Genomic DNA, 14006 nt, shown 5'->3' on the forward strand with positions numbered 1-14006 from the left:
CACACTAATAATTCAGCAAACGTACGTCATAGCAATTCCCGGTAGGTCGAGGGTGCCCCGCGGCGGTCTGGTGTTTTCATCTGAACGACTTTGCGAAGCAACCGGAGTGAAGATGAAAACACCAGACCGCCGCGGGGCACCCGCAGACCGCAGGGACGGGAGCAGCTATACTACTCTCAGTAGTTAAGGGTCGCGGATCCGCCGCGTCACCGCTCTCAACAGGAGGTCTTTGTTTATGGCAGATCAGAAGCCGGTTGTCGGGATCATCATGGGCTCCAAGTCCGATCTGGGCGTTATGGAAGGTTGCACCGCCGAGCTCGAGGCGCTGGGCGTGCCCTATGAGCTCGTGATTGCAAGCGCGCACCGCACGCCGGCGAAGGTCCATGAGTGGGCTTCGACTGCCGCCGATCGCGGCATCAAAGTGATTATCGCCGCCGCCGGCAAGGCCGCTCACTTGGGTGGTGTCGTGGCTGCCTTTACGCCGCTGCCGGTTATCGGTGTGCCTATGAAGACGAGTGACCTGGGCGGCATGGATTCGCTGCTGTCGATGGTGCAGATGCCTTCGGGCGTACCCGTGGCCTGCGTTGCCATCAACGGCGCCAAGAATGCCGCCATCTACGCCACGCAGATTCTGGGCGCTTGCGACCCCGAGTACCGCAAGGTTATCGAGAAGATGAAGCAGGAGATGGCCGACGCCTAGGCGTTCCGCCGTTTCATCGCAGTATAAGGAGAGCCATGTCCGACTATCAGGGAAAACGATTCAAGGCTTCTCAGATTCCCGATCCATCGAAGCCGGGTGCTGCCCATGCGGCGCAGCAGGGTCGGGCATCCTCTCCTCAGCAGCCGCGCGCGCCGCGCTCCGTGACACCGGCGACGCATCGTCGACAGGACGCACCGGCCGCATATCGACCTTCATCTTATAGCACCGCTAAGAAGCCGCCCCGGTCTTCATCGCGTGCCACGCCGTCGGATTACACCGAGCCGCCACGTAAAAAGCGCCGCTCCATCATTCCTATTCTGCTTATTATCGTGGGCATCGGTCTGATTGTCGCCGCCGCCGCTATCTTTATCAATGCACAGATTGGCTACAAGCAGGCGAGCGAGTCGTATCAGAAAATCGAGAAGCAATATGTAAGCGATAAGGACGCCAGCGGCGTGCCGACTATCGACTTCGATGCGCTTGCTCAGACAAACCCCGAGATTGTGGGTTGGATTTATGTGCCGGGAACCAACATCAACTATCCCGTGGTGCAGACCAACAACAACTCCAAATACCTCAACACGCTGTTCGACGGTACGGCCAATGCATCTGGGGCCATTTTCCTGGATAGCGATGACACCGCGCCGGGAATGGTTGACCAGCAGACCACGATCTACGGACACCATATGAACGATGGGTCGATGTTCAACGTGATTTCGGATACGACTGACCAGGCAACGTTCGATAGCATTGAACATGTGTACTACATCACACGGGATGCTGCGTATAAGCTGCGACCACTGGCGACCAAGGTCGTTGAGGACACGTATGCCAAGGCGCGCACGCCCAATTTTGAGGGCGACGACGGGCTCAAGAACTACCTGTCCGAGATGCTCGACGGTGCCTCTGCCGTGGCGAGCGATGCCACCGATCGTGCCGCTTCGGCAACCAAGGTCGTAACGCTTGTGACCTGTCGTTCGTTATCGCTGAGCAACACGCGTGCCGTCATGGTGCTCACGCCGGTCGAGGAATAAGTTGTTCGAGAATAGCTAAAAAGCCACGTCCCAAATTGGCTACTCAATGACGGTGAAAGGGGAAATGATGCTCGAGAATGGCAAAACGATGCCTTCGATTGATGCTTGGCTGCGCGAGGCCAAGGCCGATTCGTCGGCACCTGCGTGCGGTATGTATCTGACACATAACGGTGTGGTGCGCGCGACGCCCAAGGCCGAGGCGCGCGGTGTCGAGACCGATGGCGTGGCGCCGGGCCACAAGGTGGGCGGCATGGTGTTTGACTACGACGCCAGCAAGGTGCAGGCTGCTATCGAGGCCACGCGCGCGATGCCGGGTATCGGCTATGTGCGCGTGTGGCTGGCGAGCGGTGAGCTTGCCGTAGGCGACGACATCATGCTCGTGCTCATCGGCGGGGACATTCGCCCGCACGTGGTCGATGCGCTGCAGGCGCTCGTTGGCACCATCAAGAACGAATGCGTGAGTGAGGTCGAGCACGAGGCGTAGAGGCTTGCGTCGATAGAAGACTCGTTTATAAAAATGCCCGCCGGTACGTGTGATACCGGGGGGCATTTTGCGTTTTGGGTGCGGTGGACGCTACACGCGCGTCGCATCCTTGGGGCTCATGGTCATGCTCTGGAAGCGGTTCTCCATGTAGTCGTTATCGAAATACTTGCCGTAGAACTGCGCGACGGGAATATCCGGCTCCGTGCCGTTGACGCGCTGGTACCAATAATCGAGCGATTGCAGCGTCATGACGCCGTCGACCAGCATAATGATGGTGAAGATGACGGTAGCCGAGTAGCGACTCTTCCACGGAATCATGTTGATGAGCTTGAGCAGCCTCGGCAGCAGCAGCTTGATCCAGATGAGGCCACCCAGGCCCCACAGGCAGGCGAAGCCCGTGCAGGTACGTCCGCCGGTAAGGACGGCGAGCGGATCGGGCATGCCAAAGAGCTTCATATGCGAGTAGCTCCACGAGACCACGCCAAACGAGGTCTGCATAAACCAGCCCACGAACACCTCAAAGCTTGCACCGAGCAGCGCGCTCACCAAAAAGATAATGATGGGGTTCTTTTTGTAGAAGCGGTTGAGCACCATGGTCATGAGTACGGCGCCAAATCCGTAGATGGGGCTGAAGGGGCCAAACAGCATGCCGGCGCGGTTCTGGAAGACGCCCGGGTCGTCGACCGTCATGTGCCAGATGTCCTCGGCGATCAGGCCGAGTATGCAGCAGACAAAGAATACCCAGAACAGGTTGAAGTAGTTGAGCTTGATGTAGCCTTCGCCGGTTTCATCGCGCCCGAGCATGCCCTCGGCTGCGGCGTCGCGATCGAGCATCTCCTGCAGGCGGCGCTGCAGCTCGCGCTCCTGGCGCAGCGTGGGGTCGACGGTGGCCGAAAGCGCGACGAGGATGCCGAGCTGGATGGCAGGGCGAAGCAAGAAGGGCCCGATGCCCTGGAGCATCACGTCAACCAAAAGCTCGACGACGGTGAATGCAATAAGGATGTAGGACAGGCGAGCGGCGTTGCGGCGCTGGTTTTTGATAAGGTCCAGGCCAAAGATGATCAGGATGACGGCGCTTGCCGCAGAGAGCATGATGCCGGCGACGATAAGGCCGACCGCGACGAGCGTGTTGTCGCCGAGCTTGGCGGCGGCGTTGCCGTTGATGAGCGCGGTGATGACCTGCCACATAAAGGCGCCGACCGAAGGGAGCGTGCCCACGCCGGACAGGATGCATAGGACGGCGTACACCTTAATGATGAGGGGGATCTTCTTGACCTCCATGGCGCTGGGGACGCTGGGGTCGAGTTCGTTTCGATCCATACATAACCTTTCTCGTTTTGCTGTAGGTACAAGGATACGCCGCCGACCTGCCAAAAGACAGGACGAACGTCCCAATTGCAACAATGCAAGCCCCAACGGCGGGCGAGACGTGTCGCAACGGAAGTATGCGGGATCGTCGGCCCCGAGGCGGTTGCCCAATAAAATGTTTGGCTGCAAAACGGATTATAAGCTCGGTGGGCTTTTAAAAAGCGCTGTTCATGCGCGGGAGTGCTTGTCTTGCCGTGCGTATAATAGGGCAGGTAACGCCAAATAACGAGGCTCTGAGGGGATGCCATGTCTCAAGAAACCATCCGCGCGGCCGAGCGTGCCGCGGGACAGGTGAAGACCATGTCGACGTATGATCCGGACTCCGACCAGCTGCATGAGGAATGCGGCATTTTTGGTGTGTGGGCACCCGATCGCGATGTGGCTCGACTGACGTACTTTGGTCTGCGCGCGCTGCAGCATCGCGGCCAGGAATCGGCGGGAATCGCCGTGGGTGATGGCGGCACGGTTATGGTCCGCAAGGATCTGGGGCTGCTCGACCGCGTGTTCTCCAACGCCGACCTGTCGACGCTCTCCGGCCAGCTGGCCGTGGGCCACGTGCGCTATGGCACCGCCGGCGCCAAGAGCTGGGAAGCCTCGCAGCCGCACCTCTCCACCATCAACAGCGTCATTATCGCGCTCGCTCACAACGGCACTCTGGTCAACACCGACGAGCTGCGCCGCCAGCTGATCGAGCTGGGCGTGCCGTTCCTCTCCAATTCGGATTCCGAGGTCGCGACCAAGCTCATCGGCTACTTTACTCAGCGTACAGGCCATCTGCGCGAGGGCATTCGCAAGACCATGGAGCTCGTGCGCGGCGGCTACGCCATGACGCTCATCAACGAACAGGCGCTCTACGCATTCCGCGATCCGCACGGCATTCGCCCGCTCGTGCTGGGCAAGCTGGTGGACGAGGGTCTGGACCAGGCCGATGCCGCATCCGTTTCGCAGCTGCCCTCGCAAGACGGCGCCACGACGGTCGACTCCGCCGTCCATGTCACGCGCGCCGGCGGCTGGGTCGTTGCTTCCGAGACCTGCGCACTCGACATCGTGGGTGCCGAGTACGTTCGTGACGTCCGTCCCGGCGAGATCTTGCGCATCAGCGCCGAGGGTCTGGTATCCGAGCAGGGCGTGCCTGCAGCCGAAGAGCCCGCAAACTGCATCTTTGAGCAGGTCTACTTTGCCCGCCCCGACTCCATCATGAACGGCAAGAGCGTCTATGCCTGCCGTTACGACATGGGTCGTCAGCTGGCACACGAAGAGCCCGTCGAGGCCGACCTGGTCATCGGCGTGCCCGACTCCGGCCTGCCGCCTGCGGAGGGCTATTCGCACGAGAGCGGCATTCCCTTTGGCGAGGGCCTCATCAAGAACCGTTACGTGGGCCGTACGTTTATCGAGCCTACGCAGGAGTTGCGCGCCATGGGCGTGCGCATGAAGCTTAACCCGCTGCGCGACAACATCGAGGGCAAGCGCCTGGTCGTCATCGACGACTCCATCGTGCGCGGCACCACCATGGTGCAGCTCGTCAAGATGCTGCGCAACGCTGGCGCCAAGGAGATTCATATCCGCATCAACTCGCCCGAGGTCATCTGGCCGTGCTTCTACGGTATCGATACTGACGTGCAGTCGCAGCTTATCAGCGCCAACAAAACGGTCGACGAGATTTGCGAGTACATTGGCGCCGATTCGCTGGCTTTCCTTTCGGTCGAGGGCCTGCTTAAGGTCATGCCCAAGGGCGGTTACTGCGATGCGTGCTTTACCGGCCGCTACCCCGTGGCGATTCCCGAGAGCTTTGGCCGCGACAAGTTCATGGAGGGCTTTAAGCCTCGCAACCTGGACAAACCGCTGCACGTTGACGACGACGCCGTGGTCGAGAAATACGACGACCGCAGCTGGGAAGAGGAGCACGGCGAGGCCTAAAACCTGCCATGTAGGGACAGGTTTATTTTGGTAGGCTTTACCTGCTGTTTTGTTGATATGACGGCGTGTGCTGTTATGGCACACGCCGAAATGAACGCAACTATGAGCACCGTTTGGCGCCCGCGCGGCGGACGGTAGTGGGAGAGGAAGGCTCAGATGAGCGACAGCAAGCATGTGACGTATGAGGATGCCGGCGTCGATACCGCCGAGGGCGGCCGTGCCGTCGACGCCATTAAGCAGATGGTCAAGGACACCAACCGCCCCGAGGTCATCGGCGGTATCGGCGGCTTCGGTGGCCTGTTCTCGGCCGCCGCGCTTAAGGATATGGAAGACCCGATTCTGATCAGCGGTACCGACGGCGTGGGCACCAAACTCGTGCTCGCTCAGATCATGGACCGTCACGAGACGGTGGGCCAGGACCTGGTCGCCATGTGCGTCAACGATATTCTGGCTTCGGGCGCCGAGCCGCTGTTCTTCCTGGACTACGTTGCCATCGGCCACATTGAGGCCGAGCACATGGCAAAGATCATCAAGGGTGTGGCCGATGGCTGCAAGCTCGCGGGCTGCGCGCTCGTGGGCGGCGAGATGGCTGAGCACCCGGGCGTCATGGCTCCGGCCGACTACGACCTTGCCGGCTTTACCGTGGGCGTCGTCGACCGTCCCAAGATGCTCGATCCCGCAAACGTCCGCCCGGGCGATGTGATCCTGGGCCTGCCCTCCACCGGCGTGCATTCCAACGGCTACTCGCTCGTGCGCAAGGTCATTGGCGTCGACGGCATTAAGCCGGGCACGCCCGAGGCCGCCGCTAAGGCCGAGGAGCTGAGCCGTCCGCTCGAGGAGCTCGGCGGTGCTTCGCTGGCCGACGCCCTGCTGGCCCCTACGCGCATCTATGTGAAGCCGATTCTTGAGCTGCTGCGCGGCGGCGCCAACGTGCACGCCATCGCCCACATCACTGGCGGCGGTATTACCGAGAACCTCAACCGCGCGCTTGCCGACGACGTCGATGCCGTGGTCACCCGCAACGGCGCCGAGATGGGTTGGGACGTTCCGCCCGTTATCACCTACGTGTCGCGCCAGGCCGAGCTTGCGCCCAACGAGGCGTGCAAGACCTTCAACATGGGCGTCGGCCTGTGCCTGATCGTCGCCCCCGAGGACGAGGCTGCCGTGACCGAGGCCCTGGTTGCGCTGGGCGAGAAGCCGTTCCGCGTGGGCGAGTGCGCCGAGGGTTCCGGTAAGGTCGTGTACTCCGATGAGCGCTAACGAGCAGATGGCTGCCGCCGAGGGTCTGGGCTTTGTGCCCTATACCCGTCCGTCCGGCACCGATACGGCCGAGCCGCTCAAGATCGGTGTGCTCATCAGCGGTTCGGGTACCAACCTGCAGGCGCTGATCGATTTGATCGCCGCCGGCAAGCTCAACGCTTCGATTGAACTCGTGGTGTCGAGCCGTCCTTCGGCCAAGGGCTTGCAACGTGCCGAGCGTGCGGGCATCCAGACGCTCACGCTGTCCAAGGATGTCTATGCCGACCCTATTGCCGCCGACGAGATCATCGCGCACGAGCTGCTGGAGCGCGGCTGCGAGTATGTGGTCATGGCCGGCTACATGCGCATGGTGCACACGCCTCTGCTGGCGGCGTTTCCCAACCGCGTGGTTAACTTGCATCCGGCGCTGCTGCCGAGCTTTACCGGTGCGCATGCGATTGACGACGCCTTTGCGCGCGGCGTCAAGGTTACTGGCGTGACTGTGCATTTTGCCAACGAGATCTACGACAACGGTCCCATCATCGCCCAGCGTGCGCTGGCTGTTGAGGAGGGCTGGGATGTCGACACGCTCGAGGAGCACATCCACGCGATCGAGCACGTGCTGTACCCCGAGGTCGTGCAAATGCTCGCCGACGGCCGCGTCCACGTGCTGGAGAGCGGCAAGGTCGCAATTGACGCGCCTCGCGGCTAGCGGTGCACAGTACAATTTAGCCGAGTAGTCAGGGTGGTCATTGGCGCCAAGGCGCGCGTGGCCACCTTTTGTTTTGGGTAGTCATCGGGAACGGTCTTTAACGACTGGTCATTCAAGAACGTCGCAGGTGACTAGATGAGAGAGGTGAGCGCATGGCGGATAACGAAGCGCTGTTTACGCCTGAGCTGGTGTTTTTTGATTGGGAGTGTGCGACGCCGGATGAGGTGTTTGCGCGGCTCGAGGGCGAGCTTGCACCGCGTGGCTACATTGCGTCCGGTTGGCTCGACGCCGTTCGCACGCGCGAGGATGCCTATCCCACGGGTCTTGCCATGCCGGCGGCAAACATTGCCATTCCGCATACCGATCCGGGGTTTGTGGCCAAGCCCTATATCGCGGTGGTGAAGCCCGCCGCGCCCGTGACATTTAACGCTATGGCTGGCATGGGCGCTCCGGTGCCGGCGCAGATCGTCATCAATTTGGGTATTGCCGAGCCGGGTGGCCAGGTCGAGGCGCTGCAGGCGCTCATGAACATCTTTATGGGCGCCGATGCCGCAGCCGACGTGCTCGGCCAGACCACGCCCCAGGGCATGGTCGACGCCATCCGCCGCCACTTCTAAGGTGGGGCTGAGTCGGCACTTGGGGACTGTCCCTAACTGCCGGCTGCCAGAGCTGTCCCCTTTGCACCAAAATGGTGCAGATTAACCTGTCCCCAATGCACCAAGCGTGCCGCGGGGGCTGCGTTGTGACACAATGGCGTTTGTTCGATTCGTTATGCGAAAGGCCAACTATGGCAAATAAGAAAAAGAACTCCGAGGCCGCGCCGACGCCCGAGCAGCAGGCCCGCGCTGCCTCCAGCTCTCGCAAGAAGCAGCGCAAGACGTACGTGTCTAAGACCGTCAAGATCGTCCTGGTGGTCATCGGCGTGCTGGCGATGCTGCTTTCCGTCTCGGCGATGGCGTGCTCCGGCCTTATGTCGCAGGCCGAGGACACCTCGGGCTACAAGCTGACCGGCGGTGTTGCTGCAACTATCAACGGCACCAACCTCACCGAGGACACCGTGACCAAGCAGATCATGAGCATGCGCACGTCCTACGGCTACACCAAGGATAAGGATTGGGCGCAGTATCTGGTTGACAACGACCTCACACCCAAGAAGTACCGCAAGCAACTCATCGACTCCTACACGCAGCAGATTCTGCTTCAACAGGCACAGAAGGAGAACGGCGTGACGGTGTCGGACGAGGAGGTCGAGAAGGCTTGGAAGGACGCGTGCAAGAGCGCAGGCGGTGCCAAGGCCTTTAAGAAGACCCTCAAGACCTACGGCTATACCGAGGACACCTACAAGGACTCGCTCAAGGAGAGTCTGGCGCAACAGAAACTCAAGGATGCCGTCGCGCCCACGAGCAAGCCCAAGGACAGCGAGATTGTCGATTACATCAACGAGAACCTGTCCAGCTACAACGACGCCCGCCGCTCGTCGAACATCCTGATCAAGGTTGATTCCGACGCTTCCGACGAGGACAAGGCCGCCGCCAAGGCCAAGGCGCAGGAGTGCCTGGACAAGATCAACTCCGGCGAGCTGAGCTTTGAGGACGCCGTGAAGCAGTACTCCGACGATACCGGCTCCAAGGATAAGAAGGGCGATGTGGGCTGGGACAAGCTCACCACCTTCGTCGACAGCTACCAGGCGGCGCTCGAGGGGCTCAACAAGGGCGATGTGAGCGACGTCGTCGAGTCGACCTATGGTTACCACATCATCAAGTGCACCGACTACTTCCATGTCGATAATCAGGTCGATGACATTAAGCAGGTGCCCAAGGACATCAAGAAGTACGTCTCCAACGTGGTGAAGACGCAGGCAGCAAGCACCGCGTACAGCGAGTGGCTGGAGCAGTACAAGAAGGAAGCCGACATCACCGTTAACCCCATGCCCAAGGACGTGCCGTACAACGTCAGCCTGAAGGGCGTCACCAAGAGTTCGACCGACGATTCGTCGACGACTAAGTAATCATGGGGCGGTACCCGCGTGAGTGCCGCCCACGCTATTGAGGAGGATATGCAGATGACCAACGAAGAGCTGCAGAAGGAAATGATCGCGGCCATGAAGGCCAAGGACAAGGTTCGCCTGTCTATCATTCGCCAGGTTAAGGCCGAGGTGAAGAACATCGAGGTCAACGAGCGTCGTGATGTGACCGAGGAAGACGTCAACAGCATGATCAAGCGTCTGATTAAGCAGACGAGCGAGACGCTGGAGATGTCCATTAAGGCCGGTACCGACCAGGAGCGTACCGACAACCTGACCGAGCAGGTCAAGATTCTGGAGAGTCTGCTGCCCGCGCAGGTTTCGGGCGAGGAGCTCGAGGCCCTGATCGAGCAGGTCATCGCCGAGCTGGGCGCGACCTCTAAGAAGCAGATGGGCCAGGTCATGGGCGCTCTGGGCAAGGCCACCGGCGGCAACTTCGATAAGCCGGCCGCGGCAAAGATCGTCGGCGGCAAATTAGCGTAAGGTGCAATCGACAAACAGCTGATAGTGAGGGGCACGACCACGTGGTCGCGCCCCTTTTTGCTGGGCGATGAAGGGCGTCCCCCGCTACTCATTGGGGACAGACTTAAATGAGTACCCCATGAGCGGGCACTCATTTAAGTCTGTCCCCAATGAGTGGGTGGAAGGTTGCGGGTTCTTTACGGGAATGTAGTGTGGGCTGCGGAAACGTGGTTCTTTCCGTACAATAGTTCAACTCGTGTAAACGCAGGGAAGGGACATTCATGGCAGACATGATCGAGATCAAGCATCTCAACAAGTACTTTGGCGACCTGCATGTGCTCAAAGATATCAATCTCACCGTCAAGCGCGGCGAGAAGCTCGTAATGATCGGGCCTTCCGGCTCGGGTAAGTCGACGCTCATCCGTTGCGTCGATTATCTGGAGGAGCCCACGTCGGGCGAGGTCGTCATCGACGGTACGCCGCTCACCAAAAAGAATCACCTGGAGATGGCTCGCAAGTATAGTTCCATGGTGTTTCAGCAGTTCAACCTGTATCCCAACATGACGGTGCTCGGCAATCTGACGCTCGCGCCCATCAAGCTGCAAAAGAAGAGCAAGGAGGAGGCGACCGAGATCGCCATCGCCGCGCTCAAGCGCGTTGGCATGGCGCATAAGGCCGGCGAGTATCCGCAGAATCTCTCGGGCGGTCAGCAGCAGCGCATCGCCATCGCCCGTGCCCTGTGCACCAAGCAGCCCATCATCCTGTTTGATGAACCGACTTCGGCGCTCGACCCCGAGATGGTCCAGGAAGTCCTGGACGTTATGATTGAGCTCGCGCAGGAGGACATCACCATGATCTGCGTGACGCACGAGATGGGCTTTGCGCGCCAGGTGGCCGACCGCGTCATCTTTATGGAGGACGGCCGCATCCTGGAGGAGGGCACGCCCGAGCACTTCTTCGATAACCCCGAGAACCCGCGCTGCCGCGAGTTCCTGTCCAAGATTCTGCACTAGGTGCGGTGATGGACATGACGGATATGACGAGGGCGGCCGTGTCGCGCCGTCACTTTTTGCAGCTGGCGGGCGCCGGCATGCTTGCGCTGACGGGGACCGCGCTTGCCGGTTGCGGCAACTCCACCAGCGGCGAGGGCTCCGACAAGGGGTCTAAGCTTGCGGCCATCAAGTCGCGTGGCCATCTGAATGCCGGCGTTAAGAAGGACGTTCCCGGCTACGGCTATTACGACACCGCCAAGGGTCGCTTTGAGGGCATGGAAGTCGATTTGTGCTACCAGATCGCCGCTGCCGTCTTTGGCGTGAGCTACAAGGAGGCCCGCGCCAAAGAGCTTGTCGAGTTTACCGACGTAACGCCCAAGACGCGCGGCCCGCTGATCGACAACGGCCAACTTGACGTGGTCGCGGCGACCTACACCATCACCGACGAGCGCAAGAAGAGCTGGGATTTCTCGACGCCGTACCGCACCGACTACGTGGGACTCATGGTCAAGAAGCGTTCGGGCTTTACTTCGATTGAGGATCTGGACGGCAAGGTCATTGGCGTGAGCCAGGGTGCTACCACGCAGGGCCTGATCGAGCAGATGATCAAGGACAACGGCTTTAGCTGCGAGCCCGAGTTTAGGGCCTTTAGTGGCTATCCCATCATCAAGAGTTCGCTCGACGCCGGCAATATCGACGTCTTTGCCATGGACCGCTCCACGCTCGCCGGTTACATGAACGAGACCGTCGAGCTGCTGCAGCCCGAGGTCAAGTTTGGCGAGCAGGGCTACGGCGTGGCGACCAAGAAGGGCTGCGACCTTTCGGCCGTGGTCGATCAGGTGGTTTGCGATCGCTTGACCGATGGCTGGCTCGACCAAGAGGTCAAGACCTGGGGTCTTGTATAGGCGCATCGTCCAAGGAAGGAATCAAATGCTCGAAGGATTATTTGACGCCGACCGTTGGTCGACGACATTTCAAAACATGGGGCCCTTCTGGGAGGGCTTTGGCGTGACGCTACAGGTGGTCGTTGCCGGTCTGTTGCTGTCGCTGGTGCTGGGCACGCTGCTGGGCGTATTCTCTACCACTCGCTCGCGCGTGCTGCGCGCCATAAGCCGCGTGTACGTGGAGTTTTACCAGAACACCCCGTTGCCCGTGCAGGTGCTCTTTATGTACATGGCCGGTCCGCAGTTTTTGCAGGCCATAACCGGTGCCGACCAGCCGGTGCGCATCGCGCCGTTCGTGCTGGGCTTCTTGGGCGTGGGTCTGTATCACGCGGCCTACATTTCGGAGGTCATCCGCACCGGTATCGAGGCGGTTCCGCGCGGTCAGATGGAGGCGGCCCAGAGCCAGGGCTTCACCCGTGCGCAGGCGTACTGGTACATCGTGCTGCCCCAGACATTTAAGATCATTCTGCCGCCGCTGTGTAACCAGGCGCTCAACCTGGTCAAGAACACGTCGGTGCTGGCGCTTGTGGCCGGCGGCGACCTTATGTACCGTTCCGACAACTTTGTGAGTCTGTACGGTTACCTGCAGGGATACATCGTCTGCTGCCTTATGTACTTCATCATCTGCTTTCCGCTCGCCATGCTGGTGCAGTGGCTCGAGCGCCGCTCCAAGGAGCGTCCGCGCGGCGTGAGCCTGGCCGAGCTGGGGCTCGACAACGTAGAGGAGGCCTAGCGCATGGAAATCTTCAACGCGACCAACCTGCTCTACATCTGGGGCGGCTTTGTTAAGACGATCGAGATCTCGGCGCTGTCGATCTTTTTCTCGCTCATCTTTGGCACGGTGCTGGCGCTCGTTAAAAGCTATGCGCCCCGTCCATTCCGTATTTTGGTGAGCGCCTATATCGAGCTGTTCCGTTGCACGCCAAACCTGCTGTGGATCCTGTTTATCTACTTTACGGTGCAGGGTTTGGATATTGTGATTTCGACCATCGCCTTTACGCTGTTTACCAGCGCTGTTATGGCCGAGATTGTGCGCGGCGGCCTCAACTCGATTCCGCGCGGCCAGTTTGAGGCAGCGCAGAGCCAGGGCTTTGGCTTCTTTGCCACTATGCGCTACATCATTCTGCCGCAGACGTTTAAGACGATCATTCCGGCGCTGTTTAGCCAGTGCACGACTGTCATCAAGGACAGCTCGTATCTTTCGGGCATTAACGTGGCCGAGCTCATGTACACGGCAAACGTCGTGATGGCCCACGCGATCGACCTGTCGCAGGTGCTTATGCTCTACGGCCTGGTGTTTGCGATGTACTTTGTGCTCAACTTTGGCATCTCGCTGCTGGTGAGGGCGTATCAACGTCGTATTGTGGCAGCGTAGAATGTGACAAAGGGACTGTTCCTTTGTCACATAGAGAAAGGAATCGCGATGAGCGATCTGGAGAACAAGAAGAATCCTGTGGTCATTACCATCGCGCGCGACTTTGGCGCCGAGGGCCACGAGATTGGCCGCATGCTTGCCGACGAGTTGGGGATTCCGCTGTACGATAACGAGCTGCTGGTACGTGTGTCGCTGCGCGCGGGCGAGTCGCTCGATAAGATGGCCGCCTATGATGAGCGTCTGGCCGTGGAGAACATGGCGTTTCTGCCCGACCGCTACGATGCGCGTTCGTACTCGGATAAGTTGTTCCAAAAGATGAGCCAGGTGATTTTGGATCTGGGTGAGACCGAGAGCTGCATTATCGAAGGCCGTCTGTCGGATTACCTGCTGCGCAACAATCCTAACCACATTGCCGTGTTGGTGACCGCTCCCTTTGAGGACCGCGTCGAGATCGTGCGCAAGAAGCGCGGCCTCAACAAAAAGAAGGGCGCCAAGCTGGTCAAGCAGCAGCAGAAGGCGCGCGAGGCATTTTACAAGCGTTACAGTGCCGGAAAGTGGAAGATGACGAGCGGTAAAGACATCGTCGTCAACCGCGCCAAGCTGGGCCGCGAGGGTTGCAAAGACGTTATTGCCGCCGCCTACCGCTACAAAGTAGCGCAGCTCGAAGGCTAACCGACCAAAACCACCACAAAGGGGACAGTGAACTGCCTCCCATTTCTTGGACATCGGGAAATGGGAGGTTTTCCATGAGTATAG

The 14006-nt window shown here is 60.0% G+C and carries 15 protein-coding genes; 14 read left to right on the top strand and 1 reads right to left on the bottom strand.

Annotation, left to right across the window (positions count from 1 at the left end; genetic code table 11):
• Positions 1 to 235 precede the first annotated feature (235 nt).
• From purE to PMX70_RS09705, 3 genes are all read left to right on the top strand, one after another.
• Entirely contained in the window at positions 236 to 700 is a 465-nt protein-coding gene (purE, locus tag PMX70_RS09695) for a 5-(carboxyamino)imidazole ribonucleotide mutase (RefSeq protein WP_006235810.1), read from the top strand.
• A gap of 35 nt (positions 701 to 735) precedes the next feature.
• Positions 736 to 1734 (top strand): class B sortase, encoded by a 999-nt coding sequence (locus tag PMX70_RS09700; RefSeq protein ID WP_271740340.1) that lies wholly within the window; start codon positions 736 to 738, stop codon positions 1732 to 1734.
• 67 nt (positions 1735 to 1801) lie between these two features.
• Positions 1802 to 2218: a molybdenum cofactor biosynthesis protein MoaE gene (locus PMX70_RS09705; protein WP_271740339.1), complete on the top strand. Its 417-nt coding sequence runs from the start codon at positions 1802 to 1804 to the stop codon at positions 2216 to 2218.
• A gap of 90 nt (positions 2219 to 2308) precedes the next feature.
• Here the strand turns inward: PMX70_RS09705 and PMX70_RS09710 are convergent, their stop codons facing one another.
• The gene (locus tag PMX70_RS09710; protein WP_195193286.1) at positions 2309 to 3538 is read right to left on the bottom strand and encodes a putative ABC transporter permease; all 1230 of its coding nucleotides are present in this window, start codon (positions 3536 to 3538) and stop codon (positions 2309 to 2311) included.
• Positions 3539 to 3832: 294 nt separating this feature from the next.
• Between PMX70_RS09710 and purF the strand changes: the two genes are divergently transcribed.
• The 11 genes from purF (at position 3833) to PMX70_RS09765 (ending at position 13922) form a co-directional block, all read left to right on the top strand.
• Positions 3833 to 5503 (top strand): amidophosphoribosyltransferase, encoded by a 1671-nt coding sequence (purF, locus tag PMX70_RS09715; protein ID WP_271740338.1) that lies wholly within the window; start codon positions 3833 to 3835, stop codon positions 5501 to 5503.
• 156 nt (positions 5504 to 5659) lie between these two features.
• The gene (gene purM, locus PMX70_RS09720) at positions 5660 to 6763 is read left to right on the top strand and encodes a phosphoribosylformylglycinamidine cyclo-ligase (RefSeq protein ID WP_271740337.1); all 1104 of its coding nucleotides are present in this window, start codon (positions 5660 to 5662) and stop codon (positions 6761 to 6763) included.
• Entirely contained in the window at positions 6753 to 7454 is a 702-nt protein-coding gene (gene purN, locus PMX70_RS09725; protein ID WP_271740336.1) for a phosphoribosylglycinamide formyltransferase, read from the top strand. The genes purM and purN overlap by 11 nt, the downstream gene beginning before the upstream one ends.
• Before the next feature lie 152 nt (positions 7455 to 7606).
• The gene (locus PMX70_RS09730) at positions 7607 to 8071 is read left to right on the top strand and encodes a PTS sugar transporter subunit IIA (protein WP_195193289.1); all 465 of its coding nucleotides are present in this window, start codon (positions 7607 to 7609) and stop codon (positions 8069 to 8071) included.
• Positions 8072 to 8241: 170 nt separating this feature from the next.
• Complete coding sequence (locus PMX70_RS09735; protein WP_271740335.1) at positions 8242 to 9462, top strand: peptidylprolyl isomerase; 1221 nt, start codon at positions 8242 to 8244, stop codon at positions 9460 to 9462.
• Positions 9463 to 9516: 54 nt separating this feature from the next.
• Positions 9517 to 9960: a GatB/YqeY domain-containing protein gene (locus PMX70_RS09740; RefSeq protein ID WP_117786186.1), complete on the top strand. Its 444-nt coding sequence runs from the start codon at positions 9517 to 9519 to the stop codon at positions 9958 to 9960.
• A gap of 260 nt (positions 9961 to 10220) precedes the next feature.
• Entirely contained in the window at positions 10221 to 10952 is a 732-nt protein-coding gene (locus PMX70_RS09745; RefSeq protein ID WP_022094215.1) for an amino acid ABC transporter ATP-binding protein, read from the top strand.
• Between the two features lie 8 nt (positions 10953 to 10960).
• Positions 10961 to 11836: a transporter substrate-binding domain-containing protein gene (locus PMX70_RS09750; protein WP_271740334.1), complete on the top strand. Its 876-nt coding sequence runs from the start codon at positions 10961 to 10963 to the stop codon at positions 11834 to 11836.
• Between the two features lie 25 nt (positions 11837 to 11861).
• On the top strand, positions 11862 to 12608 hold the full coding sequence (locus PMX70_RS09755) for an amino acid ABC transporter permease (protein WP_035136546.1): 747 nt from the start codon (positions 11862 to 11864) through the stop codon (positions 12606 to 12608).
• A 3-nt stretch (positions 12609 to 12611) separates the two neighbouring features.
• On the top strand, positions 12612 to 13250 hold the full coding sequence (locus PMX70_RS09760) for an amino acid ABC transporter permease (protein WP_055285379.1): 639 nt from the start codon (positions 12612 to 12614) through the stop codon (positions 13248 to 13250).
• A 48-nt stretch (positions 13251 to 13298) separates the two neighbouring features.
• Positions 13299 to 13922, top strand: coding sequence for a cytidylate kinase-like family protein (locus PMX70_RS09765; protein WP_271740333.1), 624 nt, complete (start codon positions 13299 to 13301; stop codon positions 13920 to 13922).
• The last annotated feature ends 84 nt before the right edge of the window (positions 13923 to 14006 follow it).

It is taken from the genome of Collinsella aerofaciens (genome assembly GCF_028206795.1).
In the GTDB taxonomy this organism is placed as follows: Bacteria; Actinomycetota; Coriobacteriia; order Coriobacteriales; family Coriobacteriaceae; genus Collinsella; species Collinsella aerofaciens_AX.

Bases quoted from the DNA above. Each gene is read 5' to 3' on its own strand.
- purM (WP_271740337.1), top strand. From the start codon at position 5,660: ATGAGCGACAGCAAGCATGTGACGTATGAGGATGCCGGCGTCGATACC.
- PMX70_RS09765 (WP_271740333.1), top strand. From the start codon at position 13,299: ATGAGCGATCTGGAGAACAAGAAGAATCCTGTGGTCATTACCATCGCG.
- PMX70_RS09700 (WP_271740340.1), top strand. From the start codon at position 736: ATGTCCGACTATCAGGGAAAACGATTCAAGGCTTCTCAGATTCCCGAT.
- PMX70_RS09740 (WP_117786186.1), top strand. From the start codon at position 9,517: ATGACCAACGAAGAGCTGCAGAAGGAAATGATCGCGGCCATGAAGGCC.
- PMX70_RS09735 (WP_271740335.1), top strand. From the start codon at position 8,242: ATGGCAAATAAGAAAAAGAACTCCGAGGCCGCGCCGACGCCCGAGCAG.
- PMX70_RS09750 (WP_271740334.1), top strand. From the start codon at position 10,961: ATGGACATGACGGATATGACGAGGGCGGCCGTGTCGCGCCGTCACTTT.
- purF (WP_271740338.1), top strand. From the start codon at position 3,833: ATGTCTCAAGAAACCATCCGCGCGGCCGAGCGTGCCGCGGGACAGGTG.
- purE (WP_006235810.1), top strand. From the start codon at position 236: ATGGCAGATCAGAAGCCGGTTGTCGGGATCATCATGGGCTCCAAGTCC.
- PMX70_RS09760 (WP_055285379.1), top strand. From the start codon at position 12,612: ATGGAAATCTTCAACGCGACCAACCTGCTCTACATCTGGGGCGGCTTT.
- PMX70_RS09755 (WP_035136546.1), top strand. From the start codon at position 11,862: ATGCTCGAAGGATTATTTGACGCCGACCGTTGGTCGACGACATTTCAA.
- PMX70_RS09705 (WP_271740339.1), top strand. From the start codon at position 1,802: ATGCTCGAGAATGGCAAAACGATGCCTTCGATTGATGCTTGGCTGCGC.
- PMX70_RS09730 (WP_195193289.1), top strand. From the start codon at position 7,607: ATGGCGGATAACGAAGCGCTGTTTACGCCTGAGCTGGTGTTTTTTGAT.
- PMX70_RS09710 (WP_195193286.1), bottom strand. From the start codon at position 3,538: ATGGATCGAAACGAACTCGACCCCAGCGTCCCCAGCGCCATGGAGGTC.
- PMX70_RS09745 (WP_022094215.1), top strand. From the start codon at position 10,221: ATGGCAGACATGATCGAGATCAAGCATCTCAACAAGTACTTTGGCGAC.
- purN (WP_271740336.1), top strand. From the start codon at position 6,753: ATGAGCGCTAACGAGCAGATGGCTGCCGCCGAGGGTCTGGGCTTTGTG.